This window comes from Streptomyces sp. NPDC041108, from assembly GCF_055592645.1.
This window is the reverse complement of sequence record NZ_JBVIYK010000002.1, coordinates 50,384-74,700: the sequence shown is the minus strand read 5'-3', so window position 1 is coordinate 74,700 and position 24,317 is coordinate 50,384. Positions and strand designations below refer to the sequence as shown.

15 protein-coding genes and 1 other RNA gene are annotated in these 24,317 nt (G+C 72.4%); 7 read left to right on the top strand and 9 right to left on the bottom strand.

The window, feature by feature from the left end; genetic code table 11:
• Positions 1 to 56: 56 nt before the first annotated feature.
• From ssrA to ftsE, 5 genes are all read right to left on the bottom strand, one after another.
• Positions 57 to 459: a transfer-messenger RNA gene (gene ssrA, locus ACZ6BB_RS06275) on the bottom strand.
• Between the two features lie 147 nt (positions 460 to 606).
• Positions 607 to 1,146, bottom strand: a complete 540-nt coding sequence (gene smpB, locus ACZ6BB_RS06270) for an SsrA-binding protein SmpB (protein ID WP_471614703.1) — start codon at positions 1,144 to 1,146, stop codon at positions 607 to 609.
• Positions 1,147 to 1,218: 72 nt separating this feature from the next.
• The gene (locus tag ACZ6BB_RS06265) at positions 1,219 to 2,472 is read right to left on the bottom strand and encodes a S41 family peptidase (protein ID WP_471614169.1); all 1,254 of its coding nucleotides are present in this window, start codon (positions 2,470 to 2,472) and stop codon (positions 1,219 to 1,221) included.
• A 67-nt stretch (positions 2,473 to 2,539) separates the two neighbouring features.
• Positions 2,540 to 3,457 (bottom strand): permease-like cell division protein FtsX, encoded by a 918-nt coding sequence (ftsX, locus tag ACZ6BB_RS06260; RefSeq protein WP_318811942.1) that lies wholly within the window; start codon positions 3,455 to 3,457, stop codon positions 2,540 to 2,542.
• Positions 3,458 to 3,492: 35 nt separating this feature from the next.
• Positions 3,493 to 4,182 carry a cell division ATP-binding protein FtsE gene (gene ftsE, locus ACZ6BB_RS06255; protein ID WP_005486827.1) on the bottom strand — a complete coding sequence of 230 codons (690 nt, stop codon included), beginning with the start codon at positions 4,180 to 4,182 and terminating at the stop codon, positions 3,493 to 3,495.
• A gap of 242 nt (positions 4,183 to 4,424) precedes the next feature.
• Here ftsE and ACZ6BB_RS06250 point away from each other — a divergent pair, with 242 nt between their 5' ends.
• Positions 4,425 to 4,616 carry a hypothetical protein gene (locus ACZ6BB_RS06250; RefSeq protein ID WP_005486830.1) on the top strand — a complete coding sequence of 64 codons (192 nt, stop codon included), beginning with the start codon at positions 4,425 to 4,427 and terminating at the stop codon, positions 4,614 to 4,616.
• An 85-nt stretch (positions 4,617 to 4,701) separates the two neighbouring features.
• On the opposite strand, the gene ACZ6BB_RS06245 is transcribed toward ACZ6BB_RS06250, so the two are convergent.
• The 4 genes from ACZ6BB_RS06245 to ACZ6BB_RS06230 form a co-directional block, all read right to left on the bottom strand.
• A complete protein-coding gene (locus tag ACZ6BB_RS06245; protein WP_471614168.1) occupies positions 4,702 to 5,625 on the bottom strand; it encodes a hypothetical protein in 924 nt (307 codons plus the stop codon).
• Between the two features lie 308 nt (positions 5,626 to 5,933).
• On the bottom strand, positions 5,934 to 7,040 hold the full coding sequence (prfB, locus tag ACZ6BB_RS06240; RefSeq protein ID WP_471614167.1) for a peptide chain release factor 2: 1,107 nt from the start codon (positions 7,038 to 7,040) through the stop codon (positions 5,934 to 5,936).
• A 487-nt stretch (positions 7,041 to 7,527) separates the two neighbouring features.
• Positions 7,528 to 8,766, bottom strand: coding sequence for a serine/threonine-protein kinase (locus tag ACZ6BB_RS06235; protein WP_471614166.1), 1,239 nt, complete (start codon positions 8,764 to 8,766; stop codon positions 7,528 to 7,530).
• A gap of 371 nt (positions 8,767 to 9,137) precedes the next feature.
• Entirely contained in the window at positions 9,138 to 10,868 is a 1,731-nt protein-coding gene (locus ACZ6BB_RS06230; RefSeq protein WP_471614165.1) for a serine/threonine-protein kinase, read from the bottom strand.
• A 550-nt stretch (positions 10,869 to 11,418) separates the two neighbouring features.
• On the opposite strand from ACZ6BB_RS06230, the gene ACZ6BB_RS06225 reads away from it, so the two are divergent.
• From ACZ6BB_RS06225 to ACZ6BB_RS06200, 6 genes are all read left to right on the top strand, one after another.
• Entirely contained in the window at positions 11,419 to 15,318 is a 3,900-nt protein-coding gene (locus tag ACZ6BB_RS06225; protein ID WP_471614702.1) for an FHA domain-containing protein, read from the top strand.
• A 433-nt stretch (positions 15,319 to 15,751) separates the two neighbouring features.
• Positions 15,752 to 17,212: an ABC transporter substrate-binding protein gene (locus ACZ6BB_RS06220; protein WP_471614164.1), complete on the top strand. Its 1,461-nt coding sequence runs from the start codon at positions 15,752 to 15,754 to the stop codon at positions 17,210 to 17,212.
• Between the two features lie 10 nt (positions 17,213 to 17,222).
• A complete protein-coding gene (locus tag ACZ6BB_RS06215) occupies positions 17,223 to 18,587 on the top strand; it encodes a carbohydrate ABC transporter permease (RefSeq protein ID WP_471614163.1) in 1,365 nt (454 codons plus the stop codon).
• A gap of 20 nt (positions 18,588 to 18,607) precedes the next feature.
• Positions 18,608 to 19,471, top strand: coding sequence for a carbohydrate ABC transporter permease (locus tag ACZ6BB_RS06210; protein ID WP_471614162.1), 864 nt, complete (start codon positions 18,608 to 18,610; stop codon positions 19,469 to 19,471).
• Positions 19,472 to 19,782: 311 nt separating this feature from the next.
• On the top strand, positions 19,783 to 22,023 hold the full coding sequence (locus ACZ6BB_RS06205) for a bifunctional glycosyltransferase/CDP-glycerol:glycerophosphate glycerophosphotransferase (RefSeq protein WP_471614161.1): 2,241 nt from the start codon (positions 19,783 to 19,785) through the stop codon (positions 22,021 to 22,023).
• A gap of 111 nt (positions 22,024 to 22,134) precedes the next feature.
• A complete protein-coding gene (locus ACZ6BB_RS06200) occupies positions 22,135 to 24,315 on the top strand; it encodes a bifunctional glycosyltransferase/CDP-glycerol:glycerophosphate glycerophosphotransferase (RefSeq protein ID WP_471614160.1) in 2,181 nt (726 codons plus the stop codon).
• Positions 24,316 to 24,317 lie beyond the last annotated feature (2 nt).

The following is a 24,317-nucleotide window of genomic DNA, read 5'->3' as shown; positions in this document are numbered from 1 at the left end:
TACGACATGACGAAGCCCCGCTGCCGAAGAGCAGCGGGGCTTCGCCCACATGGGAATTGTGGAGATGGCGGGAATCGAACCCGCGTCCAACGGTGTGGAACCAGGGCTTCTCCGTGTGCAGTTCGCTGTGATTTTCTCGGCCCCGGCGATCACGCGAACAAGTCGCCGACGGGCCCAGTCACTGTTAGATTTCCCTCTTCACCCCGTGACCGGGATCAAGGTTTAGTCCCCTAGCTGATGCCAGGATCCGGGTCGGGAACAGCCCCGGGCTGACACTCCTTTTAACCAGGAGCAGTCTCGTCGCTACCTGAGATCAGGCGGCGAGGGAGAACTGCTGCTGAGGAGAATCGCTCTTGGAATTGGCGATTATTTTTTTCGGCCTGTGGTTAACGAGATCGTGGCCGCTTCCTCGACACGCTTCCCCTGCCTCGACATCCGCTGTCGAAACCGATCATCCCCATGTTGTTTTTTCAAGCCCCTCCGAGGAGGGTGTGCACCCGCTGTGAGGTGCGGATGCCATCGTACGTGACCAACACGAGCGCGTGCCACCGTATTCCCGTGGCACCACCCCCCGTGGCACCGCCGCCCGTGGCGCCGGGGCCGCGGCTACGCGCGCTGCTTCCGCTTGGCCGCCGCGATCGCCCGGTCGGACTCCCGCCGGTCCTGCTGCTCACGCAGCGTCTGCCGCTTGTCGTACTCCTTCTTGCCCCGTGCGAGAGCGATCTCGGCCTTCGCCCGGCCGTCCTTGAAGTACAGCGCGAGGGGCACGATCGTGTGACCCGTCTCCTGCGCCTTGGACTCCAGCTTGTCGATCTCCTCGCGGTGCAGCAGCAGCTTCCGCTTGCGGCGCGCGGAGTGGTTGGTCCAGCTGCCCTGGTGGTACTCGGGGATGTGGGCGTTGTGCAGCCATGCCTCCCCCCGGTCGATCTGGACGAAGCCGTCGGCCAGCGAGGTCCGGCCCTCGCGCAGCGACTTGACCTCCGTGCCGGTGAGCACGAGCCCGGCCTCGTAGGTGTCGATGATCGCGTAGTCGTGCCGGGCCTTCTTGTTCTGGGCGACGATCTTCTTCTTGCCGCCCTTCTCGCCGTCCCGGCCCTTGGCGGCCGCCCCGCCCTGCTTGGGCTGGGACTCCTTCGGTACGTACATTCCCTTGCTCATAGTGCCGCCCATTTTCGCACTACGAAGGGGGTCCGCGGGAAGCCGATTAACGAGGGCGGCTCACCGCCCGAGGCCGCTCAGCACCGTTTCGGCCCGCTGGAGGGCGTCCTCGTCCGCTTCGAGGTCGGGGGTGATGCCGCGGCCGTCGACTCCCCGGCCGGAAGGGGTGCGGTAGTGGCCGACGGTCAGTTCGGCGACGGATCCGTCGGGCAGGCGGCTCGGCATCTGCACCGAGCCCTTGCCGAAGGTGCGGGAGCCGACGACCACCGCGCGGCCCCGGTCCTGCAGCGCCCCGGTGAGCAGCTCGGCCGCGCTCATCGTGCCGCCGTCGACCAGCACGACCAGCGCTCGGGCGGTGTCGCCGCCGGGTTCGGCGTGCAGGGCCCGCTGCTCACCGTTGACGTCGTACGTGGCGACGAGGCCGCCGTCGAGGAAGGCGGAGGCGGCGGTGACCGCCTCGGAGACCAGACCGCCGGAGTTGCCACGGAGGTCGAGGACGAAGCCCGCCGTGTCGGCGGACCGCTCGACGGCCTTGCGTACGACGTCCCCGGAGCCCTTGGTGAACGCGTCGACCGTGATGACACCGACCCCGCCGGCGGTGCGGCTCACGGTCACGTCCTCGGTGGAGAGGCGGGCCCTGCGCAGGGTCTCGTGGAGGGTCCGGGCGCCGCGCCGCAGCTCCAGCGACACCTCCGTACCGGCGGCCGCGCTCTCGGAGGTGCCGGTGTTCCCGGTCTCCCCGTCGATCGCGTCGCCGCGCAGTAAGGAGACGACCTCGGTGACCGGACGTCCGTCGACCTTCTCCCCGTCGACGCCGACGAGCCGGTCGCCCGCGCGGATCCCGGCGTCGGCGGCGGGGGAGCCGTCCTGCACCCGGGCCACCTCGACATGACCGTCGCGCCGCAGCCGGGCCCAGAGGCCGACACCGGTGTACTCGCCGTCGAGGGCCTCCTCGAACTGCTCGTACTCGCCCTCGGAGTAGACCGCGCCCCACCGGTCGCCGCTGCGGCTGACGGCCCGCTCGGCGGCCTCCACCGGGGACTCGCCCTCGGCCATGGCCGCCGCGGCGGCGTCGGCGACGTCCTGCTCCCGGTCGGCCTGGGCGGTGCGGGAGGGCTTCACGACGGCGGCCGTCCCACCGGACGAGTCGTCGAAGAGACCGGTCGCGGCGCCCGTGGCGAGCACACTCGCGAACACCAGGCTCAGGGCGGCCCCGCGGCCGATGCGGCGGGTCGAGTGCCGAGGGGCCGCGCGCAGCGCACCGAACAGGGTGGTGGCGGGTGACGGGCGGGAGAACACGTCGCGGCCTGGCATGTCGGCGAGTCTAGGACAACGCGAAGGGCCGTACCGGTCCTTGCCGGTACGGCCCCAGGGGCATGCGTCACACCTTCAGGTACTTGCGCAACGCGAAGAAGGCGGCCAACGCGGGCATCAGGAAGCTCGCCGCGAGGATGAGCGGCAGCTTGGTCAGAACGGCGTCCCAGCCGACGAAATTGATCAACGGCAGGTTCTGGGACAGTGACACCCCGTTGTCGATCACGAAGTACTGCCCGAGGATCAGGAAGGCACAGGCGATCGTGCCGCCGATGATCCCCGCGACGGCGGCCTCCATGATGAACGGCGCCTGGATGTAGAAGCCGGAGGCGCCGACCAGCCGCATGATCCCCGTCTCACGCCGGCGGCTGAAGGCCGAGACACGCACCGTGTTGACGATCAGCAGCAGTGCCACGATCAGCATGACCGCCATGACACCGCGCGCCGCCCAGTTCAGGTAGCCGAGCAGCCGGAAGAGGTTGTCGAGGATGCCCTTCTGGTCCTGCACCGACTGCACACCGTCACGGCCGTTGAAGGCGCTCGCGATGACCTGGTACTTCTCCGGGTCCTTCAGCTTGATCCGGTACGACTCCTGCATCTGGTCCGGCGTGAGGCTGCTGGCCAGCGGGGAGTCGCCGAACTGCTCCTTGTAGTGCTTGTACGCCTCGTCCTGCGACTCGTGCTCGACGTTCTCGACGACCCCCATCTTGTCGAGATCGGACTTGATCTGCTTCTTCTGCTCGGTCGTGACGGCGCCCTTGGCGCAGTTGGGGTCGGACTCCGCGTCGCTCTTGTTGCAGAGGAAGACCGAGACGTTGACCTTGTCGTACCAGTAGCCCTTCATCTGGCCGACCTGGTCGCTCATCAACAGCGATCCGCCGAACAGGGCGAGGGACAGGGCGACGGAGACGATGACCGCGAAGGTCATCGTGAGGTTGCGGCGGAGACCGACACCGATCTCCGACAGGACGAACTGGGCGCGCATGGCGTTCCGCTAAGCCTTTCCGTGGACGGGGGCGGTCAGTGCTGGTAGCCGTAGACGCCGCGTGCCTGGTCGCGGACGAGGCGGCCCTTCTCCAGTTCGATGACGCGCTTGCGCATCTGGTCCACGATGTTCTGGTCGTGGGTCGCCATCACCACGGTGGTGCCCGTCCGGTTGATCCGGTCGAGCAGCTTCATGATGCCGACGGAGGTCTGCGGGTCGAGGTTGCCGGTGGGCTCGTCCGCGATGAGGAGCTTGGGCCGGTTCACGAAGGCCCGCGCGATGGCCACGCGCTGCTGCTCACCACCGGACAGCTCGCCGGGCCTGCGCTCCTCCTTGCCGCCGAGGCCGACCAGTTCCAGCACCTGCGGCACGGACTTGCGGATCTCGCCGCGCGACTTGCCGATGACCTCCTGCGCGAAGGCGACGTTCTCACCGACGGTCTTGTTCGGCAGCAGCCGGAAGTCCTGGAACACCGTCCCGAGCTGGCGGCGCATCTGCGGCACCTTCCAGTTGGACAGGCGCGCGAGATCCTTGCCCAGGACGTGCACCTGCCCCTGGCTGCACCGCTCCTCCCGGAGGATCAGCCGCAGGAAGGTGGACTTGCCGGAGCCGGACGACCCCACGAGGAACACGAACTCGCCCTTCTCGACCTCCAGGGACACATCCCTGAGTGCGGGGCGGGTCTGCTTGGGGTAGACCTTGGACACGTTGTCGAATCGGATCACGGATGCACCACAAGCCGTCGGGAATGGATGGACGAGACTGTACCGCCCCCGGCCCGGTGTGAGGTGCGGGGAAGAGCGCGAGGAGCCCTCAGCGGCTCCCGGCCGCGTGACGGGGGGCACCCTCCCCTTTCCCGGGCCCCCGCGCAACCTCCCGGGGAACCTGGCACAGTGGTGGGGAGGAACGGTCCGCTTCCGCGAAGCGTTGAGGTATGTGTGAGGCCATTGCAAGGAGGGCGAGGCGCATGACGTACGACCGGTTGGTGTGCGCGAACTGCGCGTCTCCCGTCGCCGAGGGCCGCTGCCATGTGTGCCGGGCCAGCCGTGAGCGGCTCCAGCAGGAGAACCCCTTCGCGAGTCTGAGCCCCATGACCCTGATCGCCCTCCTGGCGATCCTGATAGCGGCGGTGGCGCTGCTGGCGCACCAGACGGCATAGAGCGGCACAGAGGTACGACGAAGGCCCGGGGCTGGCTGCCCCGGGCCTTGCGTCTGTGTACGGCTGTGCGCGCGATCGCGGACGATCAGGCGGCGGCGCCGCGGCCGACCATCAGGCGCGGCAGCAGACGGAAGCCGATACCGCCGGCGATCATCGTGGCGGCGCCGATCACCAGGAACGCGGTCTCGGTGGCACCGGTCTCGGCCAGCTCGCCGCTGCCGGCGCCCTGTGCCTGGGTCTCCGAGCCCGTGTCCGTGAGAGCCGAGGAGCCCTCCTGCTGGACGGCCTCGTCGTTGCCACCGTCGGGGTCGGTGCCACCGGAGGTGGAGCCGCCGTCGGTGGAGCCGCCCGAGGTCGAGCCGCCGTCCGTGGAGCCGCCGGAGTTCGAGCCGCCGTCCGTGGAGCCGCCGGAGTTCGAACCGCCGTTGGAGGAGCCGTTGGACGTCGAGCCACCGGAGTTCGAACCGCCGGAGTTCGAACCGCCGTTGGAAGAGCCGTTGGACGTCGAGCCACCGGAGTTCGAACCGCCGGAGTTCGAACCGCCGTTGGAGGAGCCGTTGGACGTCGAACCGTTGGAGGTCGAACCGCCGTCGGTCGTGGTGCCGCCGTCGGTCGTGGTGCCACCGTCGGTGGTCGTACCGCCGTCGGTCGTGGTCCCGCCGTCCGTGGTGGTGCCACCGTCGGTCGTGGTGCCACCGTCGGTCGTGGTCCCGCCGTCCGTGGTGGTCCCGCCGTCGGTCGTGGTCCCGCCGTCGGTGGTCGTGCCACCGTCGGTCGTGGTGCCCTCGGATGTGGTGCCCTCGGACGCACCGATGCTGGTGCCCTCGGTGTCGTTGCCGGTCTGGACAGAGACACCGACCTCGGCGGAGCCGCCGTCGTCGGTGCTGACGCCGACACCGACACCGAGGTCCAGCGCGGAAGCGGCACCCGCGGCGGTCAGTGACGCGCCGGCGGCGATCACGGCACCGGCGGCTATTCGCGCCACGCGGATCCGCGTCTTCTTCGTCATATGGCTGCTACCCCCAGTAGCTATCAGTAGATGGAGCAGCGCCCGGGGCCGCGATCAACGGGAGCAGTCGGTTGGGTCGAAGTCCCCCGGTTCACATGCACCCCAGTAATGCGCATGCCATACGCCAGACTTCCCAGTTTTCGCAGCAACGTCAAGGTCGTTGCGCGCGCGATGTCCCGTTCACCGCATTTGACCATGACAACGACATGTGAGTGTGACGTAATACCCAGACATCTCCACACACACATGGCAACTGCCTTCCAATGGAAGGCAGTTGCCATGTCGACAAAGCGTTGTTTCGGGGCGCTCTACTTGTCCTGCTGCTTGCGCCAGCGAATTCCGGCCTCCAGGAAGCCCTCGATCTCGCCGTTGAACACGGCCTCGGGGTTGCCGACCTCGTACTCGGTGCGGAGGTCCTTGACCATCTGGTACGGGTGCAGGACGTACGAACGCATCTGGTTGCCCCAGGAGTTGCCGCCGTCTCCCTTGAGCGCGTCCATCCTGGCCTGCTCCTCCTGCCGGCGCCGGTCGAGGAGCTTGGCCTGGAGGACGTTCATCGCGGACGCCTTGTTCTGGATCTGCGAACGCTCGTTCTGGCAGGAGACCACGATGCCGGTGGGGATGTGGGTCAGCCGCACCGCGGAGTCGGTGGTGTTGACGCCCTGGCCGCCGGGCCCGGACGAGCGGTAGACGTCCACGCGCAGCTCGGACTCGTCGATCTCGATGTGGTCCGTCTGCTCGACCACGGGCAGCACCTCGACACCGGCGAAGGAGGTCTGGCGCCGCCCCTGGTTGTCGAACGGCGAGATGCGCACGAGCCGGTGCGTGCCCTGCTCCACGGAGAGCGTGCCGTAGGCGTACGGCACCTGCACGGCGAAGGTGGTCGACTTGATGCCGGCCTCCTCCGCGTACGAGGTCTCGTAGATCTCGGTCTTGTAGCCCTTCTGCTCCGCCCAGCGCAGGTACATCCGCTGCAGCTTCTCGGCGAAGTCGGCGGCGTCCACACCACCGGCCTCGGCGCGGATGTTGACCAGGGCCTCGCGGGAGTCGTACTCGCCGGACAGGAGGGTACGGACCTCCATCTCGTCCAGCGCCTTCCTGACGGAGGTCAGCTCCGACTCGGCCTCGGCACGGGTGTCCGGGTCGTCCTCCTCCTCGGCCATCTCGAAGAGGACGCCGAGGTCGTCGATCCGACCGCGCAGTGCCTCCGCCTTCCTGACCTCGGCCTGGAGGTGGGAGAGCTTGCTGGTGATCTTCTGCGCCTCGTCCGGGTTGTCCCACAGGGACGGCGCGGCCGCCTGCTCCTCGAGCACGGCGATGTCTGCCCTCAGTTTGTCGAGGTCCAAAACGGCCTCGATCGACTCCATGGTCGAGGAGAGGGACTTCAGCTCTTCGGATACATCGACGACTGCCACGGCTCCAGCGTAACGGCTCCGCCGGGTGACCATGCGTGGTGTGCTGCCCCGCCGGGTGCTCGGCCCTGGCTGCCGCCCGGCTCGTTCTTCGGCTGCGGGTGTGCGGGGGCTGGTCGCGCGGTTCTCCGCGCCCCTGGAAGATCAGCCCTCACGGGCCTGAAAGACGCCGGCCCCACGGTCCCGGAAGGCGACGGTCCGGTGGGCCCGGAAGGCGACGGTCCGCCGGTCCGGAGGACGACGACTCGGCAGGCCCGGAAGATGACGGCTCGGAGGCTGGGTGGGTTGAGAAGCTCGGGGCCTGCCCCGGCTTTTCAGGGGCGCGGGTCTTCAGGGCGGCTTTTCAGGGGCGCGGGTCTCAGGGCGCGGCTTTTCAGGGGCGCGGGTCTTCAGGAGCGCGGATTTTCAGGGGCGCGGGGAACCGCGCGAGAAACCTCACCGGTCCGCACGCGCCATTTCACGAGTACCCCCGAGTTACTGGCCGACCCGGTCAGGGGTTGCCCGGCGCCGAGTTCTTCGTGTCGGACGGCGCCCCGCCGCCCTCGTCGCCCGAGGTGGCCGCCCACGCTCCCACCCCGACCGCCGCGATCAGCGCCACCGCCGCCGCGCCCAGCGTGATCCGCCGGCGCCGCACCGCACTGCCCCGGTTGCGTGCCGACCCGGGCCGGGGTGCCCCGGCCGCCCGGGGCACCCGCGCGGTCCCCCGCGCACCCCCGGCCAGCTCGTCCGGCCCCGGCACCCGCATCGACGTATGGGTGTCGCGGTTGGAGTCCGGCTTGGCCCCCGGCACCAGCGGCACCGCCCCCCGCCGCACCCGCTCCCGCGGCGCCTCCGCCTCGGTGGGCGCCTCCTCGTACCCGTCCCCGGACTCCGTCCCGGGCTCGTCGACGTCCAGCGGGGGCATCCCGGCCAGCAGGGGCAGCTGCTCCCGCAGGCGCGTGGCCAGCTCGGACGCCCGCAGCCGCGAGGCCGGCGCCTTGGCCAGGCACTGCACGAGCAGCTGCCACAGCTCCTCGGGGATGCCGGGCAGCGGGACGACGGTCTCGGTGACGTGGCGGCGCAGCACCGCGCCGGGGTGGCCGCCGCCGAACGGGGTGAAGCCGGCCAGCAGCTCGTACAGCACGGTCGCGAGGGCGTAGATGTCCACGGCCGCGCGGGGCGGCAGGCCCTCGACGATCTCGGGGGCGAGATAGTCCGGCGTACCGATGATCTTGGTGGCGCGGGTGCGGCGCGGGGAGTCGATGAGCTTGGCGACGCCGAAGTCGGTCAGGAGGGCCGGGTGCGCGCCTCCCGGGCCGAGCGGGCCCTGCATGTCCAGCAGCACGTTCTCCGGCTTGACGTCCCGGTGGACGACTCCGGCGGCGTGCGCGGCCGCCAGGCCGTCCGCGATGTCGGCCACTATGGCGACCGCCGCCTCGGGGGCCATGCGCCGCTCCCGGTCGAGGCGGGTGCGCAGGTCCGTGCCCCGGACGAGGTCCATGACGAGGGCCAGGTCGTTGCCGTCGACGACGAGGTCGCGCACGGAGACCACGTTCGGGTGGTCGAGGCCCAGCAGCGCGGTGCGCTCCTGGACGAAGCGGCCGACGAGTTCCTGGTCGGACGAGAGGTCCTCGCGCAGCAGCTTGATGGCGACGGGGCCCTCCGGGCCCTCACCGAGCCACACCGTGCCGGCGCTGCCCCGCCCCAGAATCTGGTTCGCGGTGTACCGGCTTCCGATCTTCCGTCCCAAGACTGCTCCTACAGGCCGCGTGTTGGCGACAAAGCTACGCGCCCCGGACCCCAACCTTCACCGCCGAGGCGGAAATCACCCCTCAGATATCGACAAATCCCCAACCCTGGCGACGAGACACCCTCCATCGCGCCACGCGGGCATGCCAAGGCCGTGGGTGACTGCGCCCCTTCGGGAGCATGGGGAAGAGCGCGACCAACCCCCCTCGGCCCGCAGCCGCTCACCACCGCGGCCGAAGCCGAGGTCCAGGCAGGGTCGGGCAGGGTCGGGCCGGGCCGGGTCGGGCCGGGTCGGGTCGGGCCGGGTCGGGGTCGAAGCCGGGGTCGGATCAGGCCCGATTCACTGCCCGGGACTCGCCCCCCGGGCCCGTCTCACTGACCCGTGCCGTTGTCCAGCTCGCGAACCCACTTGGCCGCGTCGCCGACCCAGTCGGTGAGCTGGCCCCACCAGCTCTGGCCGGTGCCGATCCACCCCTGGAGGGGCGTGAACTCCCAGATCAGCCAGCCTCCGACCAGGAAGAGGACGATCATGAAGAGGCAGCCCTTGAGGCAGCCGAGCCCCGGGATCCGCATCGGATTGGCGCTGCGCCGACGCGGCTCACGCGGCGGCCGAGGCTCACGCTGGGGCCGGGGCGCCGGCTGCTGGGGCTGCGGCGTGGGAGCGGGCGCGTACCGCTGCGGCTGCGGGCGCTGCGGCTGGGGCGCGGGCGCGTACGGCTGTTGTTGCTGCGGGTGCCCGTATCCGCCGCCGGGCCCGCCCTGGGCCCCGCGCTGCTGCCGGCGCGGCGGCTGCTGCGGAGGACGCTGCGGCTCCTGCTGGGGCTGCCGGCGGTTGGCCTGCCGCTGGGGGCGGCGGCGCAGCGGGTCCTCACCGGGGTCGAGGTACTGCTGGATCTGGGTCTGCTCGTTGCGGTCGCGGGCCGCGCGCAGCTGGTTCTGCCAGGGGTGCGGCTCCTCCGGCGGTCGTCCGCCGGGGTCGTGCGACGGCACCGGCGGCATGACGGACGTCGGGTCGGAGCCGCCGGTGTGCGGGAGCACGGTGGTGGGGTCCCCCGAGCCCGCCGGGCCCGAGGTGTGCGGGAGCACGCTGGTGGCGGCGTTCGGGTCGTACGCGCCGGCGCCGTGCGGCAGCACCTGCGTCGGGTCGGCCGAGCCGAACGGGTCCGGGACGGCGCCCGGCACCTGAGCCGGGGCCGGGTCGGGGGCGAGGATGTGGCCCACACCGTCGGCGGCGGCGATCTGCATGGAGTTCGCGTGCACGCCGACGCCTTCGGCGACGATGCGCAGCGCGCGGGCGAGGTTGACGGCGCTGGGCCGCTCGCGCGGGTTCTTGCGCAGGCAGCGCTCGATGACCGTCCACAGCGGGTCCGGAACGGTGGAGGGGCGGCGCGGCTCGGCGCTGAGGTGCTGGTGCAGCACTTCGAGCGCGGACTGGCCGTTGAACGGCGGGCGCCCGGTGACCAGTTCGTACATCAGGATGCCGGCGCCGTAGATGTCGACGGCGGAGGTCTGCGGCTGGCCCTCGGCGGACTCGGGGGCCACGTACGCGGGCGTGCCGACGAACTCGCTGGTCCGGGTCAGGCCCGGGGAGTCGGCGAGGCGGGCGATGCCGAAGTCGGTCAGCATCGGGTGCATCTCGCCGCCGTCCTGCTTGAGCAGCACGTTGGCGGGCTTCAGATCGCGGTGGACGACACCGTCGGCGTGGCTGGCGGCGAGCGCGTCGGCGATCTGGGCGGTGAGCAGGGCCGCGCCGACGGGTGAGAACGGGCCGTTCTCCCGGAGATACCGGTGCAGGTCGGGGCCCTCGATCAGGTCCATGACGAGCGCCAGCAGATCGCCCTCGACGACGAGGTCCCGTACCCGTACGACGTTCGGGTGGGTCAGCCGGAGCAGCACGGAGCGCTCCCGCAGGAACCTCATCACGATGTCCGCGTCGCTCGCGAGCTCCTCCTTGAGGACCTTGATCGCCACGGTCTCGCCGGGGTGTCCGGGCACGGCCGCCTCGGCCCCCGCGGTCTCCCGCTGGCGGGCGCGCCAGACAGTGCCTGTGGCGCCGCGTCCAATCGGCTCCTCAAGGAGGTACTTGCTCCCTACCGGCCGCACGTCATGCGCTCCCTGTTGCTTGCTTGCCTGGTCACACCCTGGAGTCCCGCGGGCGTTCCGACCCACTGTAGTGCGGCCGTCCGCGGTACCGGACTGTCGTCTTCCTGACTTTTCCCGTCCGTTTTGCTGTGACTTGGTCCGACCTGCTGTGAGCCGCCTGCCGGTGTCCGTGTCCGCGAGTACGTACGGGTACCCGTGTGCGTTCGATGGAAAGACGCTCACGCCTGGTCGGTTGGTTGCCGCGGACGGACGAGGGTCGTTCCGGATACGGACGGACGCGGTGGTCGATACGGACGTACGCCGTTCCCGAAAGGGACGTGACCGATCTCAAGTGATCAACTAGCGGGCACTGGTCAGGCACTTTTGGGGGCAGAGCCGACCAATCAAGATCACTTGATGCTGGGCGGCGGGCGCGTTGTCGGTGGCAGGTGCGAGGATGCCTCCAGTACTGGCCGACGTGCCCGTGAGCGGTGGGGGAAGTCTGCGGTGGGGACCGCGCAGTCTCGTCTCGTCGTCGCGGGTGCCCGCGCGGAAGGGACCGCTGACGGCGATGCAGATCCGGCTGACCGTCGTAGACCCGCTGGGACCGACCTCCGAGCCGCGAGGACGTGCCACGGCCTGCGACGTGCTGGTCACGGCGCCCGCCGGGACGGCGCTGGCCGCCGTGACCGCGGGCCTCGCGTCCGCCGTCGGCGAGGGCGGCGCGGAGCGGCTGGAGCGCAGCCGGGAGGCCGGGGGCGGGCAGGTCGTGCTCTACGCCGGTGCCGAGCGCCTCGACGCCCAGCGCTGCACCCTCGGCGAGCCGCCCCTCATCGACGGCGCCGTGCTCTCCCTGGGCACCCCCGCCGAAGCGGGCCCCGAGGTCGACGAGGCCGCCGCGCAGCTCCATGTCGTGGCCGGCCCCGACGCGGGCGGCGTCCATCTGCTGCACGGCGGAAAGATCCACATCGGCCGTTCCGCCGACGCCGACGTCCCGCTCGACGACCCGGACGTCTCCCGCCTGCACTGCGCGGTCACCCTCGCCTCCGACGGCCGCGTCTCCGTCGTCGACCTCGGCTCCACCAACGGCACCACCCTCGACGGCGCCCGCGTGGGCGACCGCCCGGTGCGCCTCGTCCCGGGCGCGCTGCTGCGCATCGGCGAGTCCGCGCTCCGTCTGGCCTCCTCGTCGGGGGCACGGGGGATCTCGACGGCACCGGACGGGGAAGGGCACGTCCGGGTGCGCGTCGGGGGCCCGGAAGCGGGTTCCCCCGCGGGAGCGGGGGCGCCGCACGGCGCCGGACAGGGCCGTGCCGAGCGGCGGACGGTGCCGGGGCAGGGCGGAATGCCCGGGATCGAACGGACGGCGGAGGGCGCGGAGGCCGTCGGCGCGGGCCGGAGGGCCGCGTCCGGTACGGGCCAGGACCACGCGCACGAGGACGGCGGCGCGACCGGCGGCGGCGCGACGGACACCCCTGGCCGCGTCGGCGACACCCGCGGTGATCACCCCCGTGATGCCGAGGACCACCGCGGTGCCGGGGACGCCCATGGGCCCGGTGCCTCACGCGGGCCCGGTGGCACGTACCGGCCCGGAGACGTGCACGGGCCCGGAGACACGCGCGCGGCGGGTGTCGCGGACGGTTCGGCCGCCTTCCACGCCGGTGGATCCCCCGGGCCGGGCGGCCCCGGCGACTCCGGCGAACCGACTGATCCCGGGGACGTCGACGGGCCCGCCGGTTCCGGCACGCGCAAGGGCACTCCCCTCCGGGGCACGGACGTGCCGCGCGGGGTGCGGAGACGGGGCGGTTTCGGAGCCTGGGCCCGGCGCCTGGCCGGCGGGCGGACCCAGGCGGAGGCCGAGTACGACCCCTACGAGTACGACACGGAGGACGACGAGGACGAGCGCGGGGCGATGGCCTCGCTGCTCTCTTCCGGTGGGGAGCGGCTGCCGGAGACCTGGCCGGATCCCGCCGCGCTGCTGCTCACCGCCCTCGGGCCGGGTGCCCGGCTGTGGGAGCGGGGGCCGGGACACCCGGAGGCACTGACGGTGCGGCTGGGGACGGCGGACCGGGCGGCGCCGGACGGATCGGGACTGCTGCCGGCGGTGCCGGTGACCACCGGGCTGCGTGAGGTCGGGGCGCTGGGGCTGGCCGGGCCGCGCCCCCGGCTGATGGGGCTGACCCGCGCGGTCGTGGCCCAGCTCGCCGCGCTGCACTCCCCCGACGCCCTGGAACTGGTCCTGATCAGCGCGGACCGCTCCCGCTCCGCCGGGGAACGGGCCGCCGACTGGTCCTGGCTCGGCTGGCTCCCCCATCTCCGCCCCGCCCACGGCCAGGACTGCCGCCTCCTCCTCGCCTACGACCGCGAGCAGACGACGGCCCGGCTGGACGAGCTGCTGCGCCGGGTGGAGGACCACGCGGCGGACGCGGCGGGACACGCGCCCGGGAGCACGCCGGGCGCCGACGGCAGACGTGCGACGGCGACCGGGACACCCGGCCCGGCCGATCGCGGGACCGGCGGGAACGAGGGCGGGGCCGGTCGGCGGACCGTGCGGCGGCCCTCGTGGGCCCGGGAGGACGGACCGGCGGGCGGTGGCTTCACGGGGCCGTACACGGTGGTGATCGTGGACGGGGACCCCGGAGGCGCCGATGTGCGGGAGGCCGTGGTGCGGCTGGCGCAGGAAGGGCCCCTGGCCGGGATCCATGTCGTGTGCCTCGCCGAGACGGAGTCCGCGTCACCCGCCTCGCCGGTGACGGAGACCTACACGGCGGCCTGCGAGAGCTCGCCCGCGTTCCGCGCGTGCGGGGCCGTCGCCCTGCTCAGCGGTGACGTGGCCACGGCGCTGCGCCTGCTGCGGGTCGCCTCCGCCGGATCCGGCGCGGGGGGCGGCTCCGGGGCACCGGGTGCGGCCGGCTCCGGTCGTCCGGCGGACGGCGCCGCGCCGGGCCGTTCCCGGGAGGACCGTTCGGGCCGGGTCGCCCCCGCCCACGGCTCCGCCTCGGCGGACCCCACCACGGGGGGCCGTACGCACACCCACATCGACCTCGCGGGGAGCGTGCGCTCCGGAGCCGAGGAGCGGACGCATCCGGGCACCCAGGATCTCGCCTCCCTGGACCCGGGCGGGGCGCCGGGGCTGCTGAACCACGGCACGGTGGCCACGCTCGACGCGGTGTCCCCGGCGTGGGCGGAGCGGTTCGCGCGGGCGCTGGCGCCGCTGCGGACGGACGGGTCGGACGGGGCGGCCGGGGACCGGCAGACGCGCGTCTCGGCGCCGCTGCCGCAGTCGGCGCGGCTGCTGGACGAGTTGGGGCTGGCGCGGGCCACACCGGCGTCGCTGATGACCCGGTGGGCGGACGCCGCCGACGACACGACGGCGCTCGGCGGCCGGGCCTGGGCCGTGCTCGGCGCGGGGCCGCGCGGTCCGGTCTCCGTGGACCTGGTGGCCGAGGGCCCGCATCTGCTGATCGAGGGGCCTGCCGGGAGCGGCCGTACGGAGCTGCTGCGGTCGGTCGCCGCGTCGCTCGCCGCCGCCGAACGGCCCGACCGGCTGGGCATCGCCCTCGTCGACGGACGGGACGGCGGTGGCGGAGGCGGGCGGGCCGGGGAGGGGTTGGGGGTCTGTACCGACCTGCCCCATGTGGGGACGCATCTCACGGCCAACGACCCCGTCCGGATGCGGGAGTTCGCGCAGTCCCTGATCACGGAGCTGAAGCGGCGGTACGAACTGCTCGGCGGGCTGGGGTTCGTGGAGTGGCACACGCGGCGTGAGGTCTCGGGGCGTATCGTCCCGCAGCGCTCGGCGCCGTCGCGGCCCGGGGCGTCGGGGGCCGGGGCGTCGGGGGCCGGGGCCGCCGACCTCGACTCGTCCTCCAGCTCCACCCTGCGGCTGCGGCCGGCGGCGAGCCGCAGGAACACCGACCCGGACGGCAGAGGCGGGGCCGCCAGGAGTCCGGCCTCGGAGCTGCCCCGGCTCGTCGTCGTCGTCGACGACCTGGACGCCCTGCTCTCCCCCGCCCTGGGGTCCACGGGGCGGCCGGCGGCGGGTTCCGTCGTACGGGCCCTGGAGGCGGTGGCCCGGGAGGGCGAGCGTCTCGGGGTGCATCTCGTCGCCACGACCGGTGTCGGCGGGCGCGCGGGCGAGAGTGAGCTGGGCCGGGCGGCGGGCGGACGCGTGGTCCTGAGCGCGCCGATGCCGGGTCCGGACGAACCCGCGCCCGGCCGGGGGGAGTTGCTGGGCGAGGGAGGCCGGACGACCGCGTTCCAGGCGGGCCGCGTCACGGGCCGCATCCCCCGCACCGCGACCCTCCGCCCGACCGTGGTGCCGCTCGACTGGTCACGCATGGGCGACCCCCCGGCCCGCCGTCCCGTCCGCGAACTGGGCAACGGCCCCACCGACCTGGCCCTCCTGGCCAGCGCCCTGGACCGCGCGGCCCGAGAGGTCTCGGCAACGGACGTACCGTCCCTGCTCTGAACACCCCCGACACCCCTGGAGGGCCGCAGGCGCCCTCCAGGGGCGCGGGGACCGACGCGGGCGATCACGACGCGCAGACCGCCACTCACCCGCACGGCGCAACGCCCCCCGACGGGCCGCGGGCCCTCCCAGGGGCGCGAGCAACCATGACTCGGACGGGGTGCCGCCCTCCCCGCGCAGCATCCCCGGGAGGGGGTCGCAGGGCCTCTCGGGGCGCGGGGAACGGCGCCCGCGCCCTCCGCGCACAGGCGCCCGCCCGCGACGGCGCACCCCCGCGGCGAAGGGGCCCCGACACCACCTCCATGGTCACGACGCGGTCACGATCAAGACGCTGACGCGGCAGGCGCTCTTGCCGCCCCCGACCACGCGGCGTAGACCAGAGCGGACGGGACAGCGCTCTACGTTCGACGACGCACGGAGAACGGGGTCAGAGATGCGCAACACGCACGGCACGCACCGCACACACCGCTTGAACGGGATTCGCCTCTCAGGTCATACGGTTCGCACCCGCAAGCCCACATCCCCTGGCAGGTCCACCCGTCCTCCCACGGCCAGAGCCCTCGCGGCCCTCGCCGCAGGTGTCCTCGCCCTCTCCCTCACCGCGTGCGGAGGTGACGACGACGGCGGCGACAAGGGGGACAACGGCAGCGAGGGCGGCAACGAGGCCACCGTGCGCCTGCCCAAGCTGGACGGCCAGAAGCTGGAGGTCGCGGCGGTCTTCACGGGCCCGGAGCTGGACAACTTCCAGAAGGTGCTGGACGAGTTCGAGAAACGCACCGGCGCCTCGGTGACGTTCGTACCGACCGGCAACAACACCTCCACGTTCCTCGGTACGAAGATCGAGGGCGGCAAGCCGCCGGACGTGGCGTTCCTGCCCCAGGTCGGTGTGCTGCACCAGTTCGCCGAGAAGGGCTGGGTGAAGCCGCTCGGCAGCGAGGCCCAGGCACAGCTGGACAAGAACTTCTCGGACGGCTGGAAGGACCTCGGCGCGTACGAGGGCAAGCAGTACGGCGTCTACGCGAAGGCCGCCAACAAGTCCCTCGTCTGGTACAACACCGCGGCCTTCGAGGCGGCGGGCATCACCGAGGAACCCAAGACGTGGGAGGAGTTCCTGCAGACCGCGCAGACCCTCTCGGACGCCGGCTCCCCCGCCGTGTCCATCGGCGGCGCCGACGGCTGGACGCTCACCGACTGGTTCGAGAACGTCTACCTCTCGCAGGCGGGCCCGGAGAAGTACGACCAGCTCGCCAAGCACGAGATCAAGTGGACCGACCCCTCGGTCAAGGAGGCCCTCACCACGCTCGCCCAGCTGTGGGGCAAGGACGACCTGATCGCGGGCGGGGCGTCCGGCGCGCTGCAGACGGAGTACCCGAAGTCGATCACGCAGACCTTCGGCGGGGACACCCCGGCGGGCATGGTGTTCGAGGGCGACTTCGTGGCCGTCACCATCAACGGCGACACGGACGCGAAGATCGGCACGGACGCGAAGGTCTTCCCCTTCCCGGCGGTCGGCGACGACTCCCCCGTGGTCACCGGCGGCGACGCGGCCGTGGCCCTGAAGGACGGCAAGGGCGCGCAGGCGCTGCTCACCTTCCTCGCCTCGACCGACGCGGCCGAGATCTGGGCGGCACAGGGCGGCTTCCTCTCCCCCAACAAGGAGATGGACGAGGGCAGTTACAAGGACGACGTCACCCGGGAGATCGCCAAGGCGCTGCTCGCGGCGGGCGACGACTTCCGCTTCGACATGTCGGACCAGGCCCCGGCCGCCTTCGGCGGCACCCAGGGCGTCGGTGAGTGGAAGGACCTGCAGGACTTCCTGAAGGACCCCGACGACGTGGCCGGTGCCCAGAAGCAGTTGGAGACCGACGCGGCGAAGGCCTACGGGAACGGCTGACGACGACCTCATGCCGTCTGCCGTGACGAAGACGGCGGGGGGCGCCGGCGCGCTGCCGACGCCCCCCGCCGCATCGCGCAAGAGCGTGACGGGCACCCGGCTGTGGGTGGCGGTGCTGTTTCTGCTGCCCGCGCTGGTGCTGCTCGGCGCGCTCGTGGTCTACCCGATCGGGTACTCGGTCTGGCGGAGCCTGTTCGACGCGGACGGCTCGGGCTTCGTCGGCCTCGACAACTACGCGGAGATCTTCTCCGACGACTCCACCCTCGTCGCCGTACGCAACACCGCGATCTGGGTCGCGGTGGCCCCCGCGCTGGTCACCGCGCTCGGGCTGATCTTCGCGGTGCTGACCGAACGCGTCCGCTGGGGAACGGCGTTCAAGCTGATCGTCTTCATGCCGATGGCGATCTCGATGCTCGCGGCGGGCATCATCTTCCGGCTGGTGTACGAGCAGGACCCGGACCAGGGTGTCGCCAACGCGGTCGTGACGTCCGTGCACGACGTCTTCGTCGACGAGTCCGTGTATCCGAAGGCCCGGCCGAACGCCCAGGTCAGCGATCTGCGGGCGTCCGGCGGCGGTTCGTTCACCACGGAGGGCACCGTGCGGGCGGGCACGCCGGCGCTCCTCCCGCTCGTCGGTATCGCGCCCAACCGGCTGCCCGGCGACGCCCAGGACGCCAAGGCCGCCGGGCCCGGGAAGGGCGACGGCATCACCGGCACCGTCTGGCTGGACTTCCGGCTCGGCGGTGGCGGCGAGAAGGGGGCCGTCGATCCGGGCGAGAAGGCGCTGAAGGGCGTCGAGGTCGAGGCGGTGAAGGGCGGCGAGGTCGTCGCCACCGCGACCAGCGGCTCCGACGGCACCTTCAGCCTGCCGGAGTCCGCCGACGGGTCCCGGCTCAGGCTGCCCGGCTCGAACTTCGCGGCGCCCTACAACGGCATCGACTGGCTGGGCCCCACGCTCGTCACCCCCGCCGTCATCGGGTCGTACGTCTGGATGTGGGCCGGCTTCGCGATGGTGCTGATCGCGGCGGGCCTCGCCGGGGTCGACCGCAATCTGCTCGAAGCGGCCCGGGTGGACGGGGCGAACGAGTGGCAGGTGTTCCGGAAGGTCACCGTGCCGCTGCTCGCACCGGTGCTGGTCGTCGTCCTCGTCACACTGATGATCAACGTGATGAAGGTGTTCGACCTCGTCTACATCATCGCCCCCCAGCCCACCCAGGACGAGGCCAACGTGCTGGCCCTGCAGCTGTATCTGGTGTCGTACGGCGGCGGGGGCGACTTCGGTCTCGGCAGCGCGATCGGTGTGGTCCTGCTGCTGCTCGTGCTGCCGGTGATGTGGGTCAACATCCGGCGCCTCAGGAAGGAGCGCCAGCGGTGACGACTGTCGAGGAGCGCTCCATGACTGCCGAAAAACGCTCCGTCGCCGCCCGGCTCGCGAGCGGCGCGGCGGGCGGCGTGCTGCGTGTGTTCCTGCTGCTGGTGGCGCTGTTCTGGCTGGTGCCGACCTTCGGGCTGCTGGTCTCGTCGTTCCGCGACCCGACCGACATCTCCGCCTCCGGCTGGTGGACGGTGTTCTCGGCTCCGGCCCAACTCACCACCCGGAGCTACCGGTCGCTGCTGGAGAACGACGGCATCACGGACGCCCTGTTCAACACGGTCTGGATCACGGTCCCGGCGACGCTGCTGGTCGTGATGATCGGCGCGATGGCCGGATACGCCTTCGCCTGGCTGGACTTCAAGGGCCGCGACTGGTGGTTCATGGCCGTCGTGGGGCTGCTCGTGGTGCCGGTGCAGGTGGCGCTGATCCCGCTGTCCGGGCTCTTCCGCGACCTCGGGATCTTCGGCGACATCATCGGTGTCGTCCTCTTCCACGTCGGCTTCGGACTGCCGTTCGCGATCTTCCTGTTGCGGAACTTCTTCGCGGAGATCCCGCGTGAGCTGCTGGAGGCGGCGCGGCTGGACGGGGCGGGTGAGGTGCGGCTGTTCGTGACGGTCGTCCTGCCGCTGGCCGCACCGGCGTTGGCGTCCCTCGGGATCTTCCAGTTCCTGTGGGTGTGGAACGACATGCTGGTCGCGCTGGTGTTCTCCAGCTCCGACTCCCAGCCGCTGACGGTCGCGCTCCAGCAGCAGGTACGGCAGTTCGGCAGCAACATCGAGGTGCTGGCGCCGGGTGCGTTCATCTCGATGGTGATCCCGCTGGCCGTGTTCTTCGCGTTCCAGCGGCAGTTCGTGTCGGGGGTGATGGCGGGGGCCGTGAAGTAGGCACGGCCGCACGGGAGTTCGGCGGCGACGGCCGCGGTCCGGCGGGCGCGGGTGCGGGATCGGGGGCGGGCGCGGTCCGGCGGGCGCGGGTTCGGGTGCGGGATCGGGGGGCGGGTGCGGTCCGGCGGGCGCGGGATCGGGGGCGGGTGCGGGATGAGGTGCGGGGGCTGGTCGCGCAACTCACCACCGCCCGCACCCGATACACACCCGCGCGCCCCCAACTCCCCCTGAAATCCCCCGTATGGAACACGCGCCGTAACCAAATCATCCCATCGGCCGTTTCCGGGCAGTATGCCCGCGCCGACCCATGGATGTCCCTCTTGCCCAGGTTCAGTGTCATCGTTCCCGCGTACAAGGTTCAGGCGTACCTGCAGGAATGCCTGGATTCCGTGCTCTCCCAGTCCTTCACCGATCTCGAACTGATCGTCGTCGACGACGCCTCCCCCGACAACTGCGGCGCGATCGCCGACGAGACCGCGGCCCGCGACCCCCGGGTGCGGCGCACCGTGCGCCTGCGGGAGAACGCCGGCCCGGGCACCGCCCGCAACAAGGGGATGGAGTACGCGAGGGGGGACTACCTCCTCTTCCTCGACGGGGACGACACGTTCACACCGGGAGCGCTCCAGGCGATCGCCGACCGCGTCAAGGAGACCGGAGAACCGGACGTCCTCGTCCACGACTTCGCCCGCGTCTCCTGGTCGGGCGAGTCCGTCCGCGACGAACACGCCCCCCAGCTCACCGAGCGGGGCCCCGCCCCCTTCCGCCTGGGCGACCGTCCGGGCCTGCTGAACGTCCGCCCGGTGGTGTGGAACAAGGCGTACAAGCGGGAGTTCGTCGAGGACCACGACTTCCGCCTGCCGCCCGGCGTGTACGAGGACACGGCGTGGACCTACCCCGTCCTGATGACCGCCGAGTCCGTCGCCACCCTCGACCGGGTCTGTGTCCACCACCGTCGGCGCCGCCACGGCAGCCTGCTCGGGGCGACCACCCGCGCCCACTTCGACGTGTTCGAACAGTACGACCGAGTGTTCGAGTACGTCGACGGGCGACCGGAGTTGGCGCAGTGGCGTCCGATCCTGTTCCGGCTCATGGTCGACCACCTCACCTCCGTGCTGTCCGAGCGCCACCGGCTGCCGCGCGAGGCTCGCGCCGAGTTCGTGCGCACGGTCCGCGCGCACTGCGCCCGCTACCGCACCCCGGGCGCCCCCGTCCGCGCCCGCGCCCGGCTCCGGCACGCGCTCCTGCGGCTCGGCGGTCAGCGCCTCCACCGCGCCCTGTGGGCCGGGGCGCGGCTGGGCCGGGGCGCCGGACGCCTCGTGCGGGGCCTCGCCGGGCTGTTCCGCACGGCCGGGCTGCGTCTGCACTACCGCCTCCAGCGCCTCCTTCCGCTGCGTGCCGACCGGGCGGTGTTCGCCGCGTACGACGGCCGGGGCTACGAGTGCAGTCCGGCCGCGCTGGAGAACGCCTTCCGTACGTACGTCCCCCGGATGCGCACCTCCTGGGCCGCGCGCCCGGAGCACCACCACACGCTCCCGGTGGCGACCCGGCGGGTGCTCCCCGGCTCGATGGCGTACTGGACGGCGCTGGCGCGCTCCAAGTACCTGGTGAGCAACGTGGACTTCGACCGGAGCCTGGTGAAGCGCCGCGGCCAGGTCCTGCTGCAGACCCGGCACGGCACACCGCTCAAGCGCATGGGGCTCGACCTCCAGGACCGGCCGGCGGCGGCGCGCGGCACGGACTTCGGCGCCGCGCTGCGCGGCAGCGACCGGTGGGACTACGTGCTGTCCGGCAACCGCCACTCCACGCTCGTCTGGGAACGGGTCCACCCGTCCCCGTACACGACCCTCGAATACGGCTCACCCCGCAACGACGTGTTCCTGCGGGCGAATTCGACGGACGTGGCCCGGGTGCGCGAGCACCTCGGCATCCCCGAGGGCGCGGTCGCCGTCCTGTACGCCCCCACGCACCGCGACTACCGCCACTCGCAGCGCGCCCATCTGGACCTGGAGCGGGTGCTGCGCAAGCTCGGGCCGCGGTTCGTGGTCCTCGCCCGGGCCCACCACGGGTACGGCTCGCCGCTGACGGACCTGGCGCACGGCCGGCTGCTGGACGTCACCGGATACCCGAGCGTGGAGAACCTGTGCCTCGCCTCGGACGCGCTGGTCACCGACTACTCCTCCCTGATGTTCGACTACGCCAACCTCGACCGCCCGATCGTGATCCACGCGGAGGACTGGGAGGCGTACGAGGCGGCGCGGGGCACGTACTTCGATCTGCGCTCCTTCCCGCCGGGAGCGGTGGCACGCAGCGAGGACGAGCTGATCGACATCTTCGCCACGGGGCACTGGCGGGGGTCGCGGTCGGCGCAGTTGCGGGCGGCGTTCCGGGAGCGCTTCTGTCCGTACGACGACGGGCGGGCGGCCGAGCGGGTGGTGCGGCGGGTGGTGCTGGGGGACGCCGCGCCGACGGACTTCGTCCCCCTCGCCGAGCGGCACCCCGTTCCGTCGGCCGCGGCCGCCCGTCCGGCGGTGGACGGGGCGCTCGGCACATAGGCGCACCCCCTCGCGAGGAATTGCGCGACCAGCCCCACGCACCCGCACACGCCGGCGCACTTGCACCCGCACCCGCACCCGCACCCGACGAACTCGCCTTGAAAGGACAGAATGCCCCGCTTCAGCATCATCGTCCCCACGCACGGTGTCGAAGGGCGGCTGCCGCTCGCCCTGGACTCGGTCCTCACGCAACCGTTCGGCGACTTCGAGCTGATCCCGGTCCATGACGCACCGGACTCCCCGGCGGGAGCCGTCGGCGCCGCGTACGCCGACAGGGACACCCGGGTGGTCCCCGTCGAGTCACCGCCCTCGGGCGGGCTGAGCGCCGCGCGCAACGCGGGGATCGCGGCGGCGCACGGCACGTACGTGCTGTTCCTGGACGGGGACGACACGCTTGCGCCGGGCGCGCTGCGGGCGGTCACGGACCGGCTGGGCGAGGCCGGCGACCCCGACGTCCTGTACTTCGCGCACGAGCGCGCGCACTGGTGGGAGGGCGGGACGGCCGTCGTGCGTCCGGCCGGCCCGCAGACCCCGGCGTGGAGCGCGGCCTACCGCCGGGACTTCCTCGCCGAGCGCCAGCTCATGTTCCCCATCGGCCACTACACCGATCTCGGCTGGAGCGGCCTGGTCGCGCTGGCCGCCGAACGTACGGCCGAGCTGCGGGAGACGGTGTGCGTACGCCATCTGCTGCGCCGGCAGGGCAGCCGGCTGCACGAGCCGGGCGAGCACCAGCTCGAACTGCTCGACCAGGTGGAACTGGTGCTCGCCAGGGCCACGGCCGAACAGGGCGTGCCGGATGCGTTGTTCGCGCAGCTGTTCGCGGCGGTGCTGCGGAGCGCCGCGCACCCGGAGCGGCTGCCCGTCCACCACCGCCGCGCGTTCTTCCGCCGCGCCACGCACCTCTACCGCCACTACGTCCCGGCCGGGTTCCGGCCTCCCGGCGGCAGCCTCGGGGTCCAGCACCGGCTGCTCGCGTCCGGCTCGTACGCCGGTTTCCGGGCACTGAGCGCCGCCGACCGGGCGGCCGCCGGAGCGCTGGCCGCGCTTCCCCGCCCCCGCGCGCCCCTGAACCGCGCCGTGTGCGCCGTCCAGCGCCGTCTGCCGCCGGACAGGAATCTCGTCGCGTACCGCACGCACCAGGGCGGTGACATCGGCTGCGACCTCGTGGCCGTCCACGCCAAGGCCCGTGAACTCGCCCCGCGGCTGCGTTCGGTGTTCCTCGTCGAACCCGATGCGGTGGACACCGTGCCGGAGGGCGCCGAATACGCCGTTCTCGGCGGTCCGGGTCACCGGCGGGCCCTCGCCCGCGCGCGGTACGTCCTCGACGGCTCCGACGTCGAGGCGGCGGGCGCGGAGGCGGAAGCGGCCGTCGCACGGCCCGGCGGTGTCCACGTCCGGACCCAGCGGGGCACCCCGGTGACGACGACGGGCACGGACCGGGCCCCGTACCCGGTGGCGGCCGCAGCGACCGGCGGCCTCACCGGCCTCGTCGCGCACCTGGACCGCTGGGACTTCGTGCTCTCCGCCAACCGGCACTCCACGGAGACCTGGGAGCGGGCCTTCCCGGGCACGTACGAACAGCTGGAGTACGGCTCTCCCCGCAACGACGTCTACTACACGGCGACGGCCGAGGACGTGACGCGCGCCCGGCGCGTACTGGGCGTACCCGAGGGCAGGAAGGCCCTCCTCTACGCCCCCGCGCACCGCGACACCCCCTACGACCGGGTCACCGGCCCCGGCACCCGGCTCGATCCGGAGGCGTTCTGCGAGGCGGTCGGCGAGGAGTACGTGGTGCTGCTGCGGGCCCGCGACGGCCGGGGCGGCGCCCCCGCGCGCGGGAAGGGCGGCCGGATCATCGACGTCACCGCGCACCGCTCGGTCGCGGACGTCTGTCTCGCCGCCGACGCGCTGATCACCGACCACTCGTCCCTGATGTTCGACTACGCCCACCTCGACCGGCCGATCGTGCTCCACACGGCGGGCTGGGACCTCCTGCGGGAGACCCGGGGCGTCTGCCTCGACCTGCCTGCCGCGCCGCCCGGTCATGTGGCGCGCACCGAGCGGGAGTTGGCGGACCTGTTCCGCGACGGGTCGTACGCGGACATGGAGGCCGACGCCCTGCGGGCCGTCTTCCGGGAGCGGTTCTGCCAGTTCGACGACGGGCGGGCGGCCGAGCGGGTCGTCCGGCGGGTGTTCCTGGGCGAGGAGCCCCGGGCGCTGCCGCCCCTCGTGGCGCTCGCCGACCGGACCCCGGCCCCCGCGCCCGCCGCCGCGACCCTCGTGAGGAGCTGACG

Coding starts and splice junctions, on each gene's coding strand:
- ACZ6BB_RS06200 (WP_471614160.1), top strand. CDS start 22,135: ATGCCCCGCTTCAGCATCATCGTCCCCACGCACGGTGTCGAAGGGCGG.
- ACZ6BB_RS06210 (WP_471614162.1), top strand. CDS start 18,608: ATGACTGCCGAAAAACGCTCCGTCGCCGCCCGGCTCGCGAGCGGCGCG.
- smpB (WP_471614703.1), bottom strand. CDS start 1,146: ATGTACGTACCGAAGGAGTCCCAGCCCAAGCAGGGCGGGGCGGCCGCC.
- ftsX (WP_318811942.1), bottom strand. CDS start 3,457: ATGCGCGCCCAGTTCGTCCTGTCGGAGATCGGTGTCGGTCTCCGCCGC.
- ACZ6BB_RS06220 (WP_471614164.1), top strand. CDS start 15,752: ATGCGCAACACGCACGGCACGCACCGCACACACCGCTTGAACGGGATT.
- ACZ6BB_RS06265 (WP_471614169.1), bottom strand. CDS start 2,472: ATGCCAGGCCGCGACGTGTTCTCCCGCCCGTCACCCGCCACCACCCTG.
- ACZ6BB_RS06205 (WP_471614161.1), top strand. CDS start 19,783: ATGTCCCTCTTGCCCAGGTTCAGTGTCATCGTTCCCGCGTACAAGGTT.
- ACZ6BB_RS06225 (WP_471614702.1), top strand. CDS start 11,419: ATGCAGATCCGGCTGACCGTCGTAGACCCGCTGGGACCGACCTCCGAG.
- ACZ6BB_RS06215 (WP_471614163.1), top strand. CDS start 17,223: ATGCCGTCTGCCGTGACGAAGACGGCGGGGGGCGCCGGCGCGCTGCCG.
- ACZ6BB_RS06245 (WP_471614168.1), bottom strand. CDS start 5,625: ATGACGAAGAAGACGCGGATCCGCGTGGCGCGAATAGCCGCCGGTGCC.
- ACZ6BB_RS06250 (WP_005486830.1), top strand. CDS start 4,425: ATGACGTACGACCGGTTGGTGTGCGCGAACTGCGCGTCTCCCGTCGCC.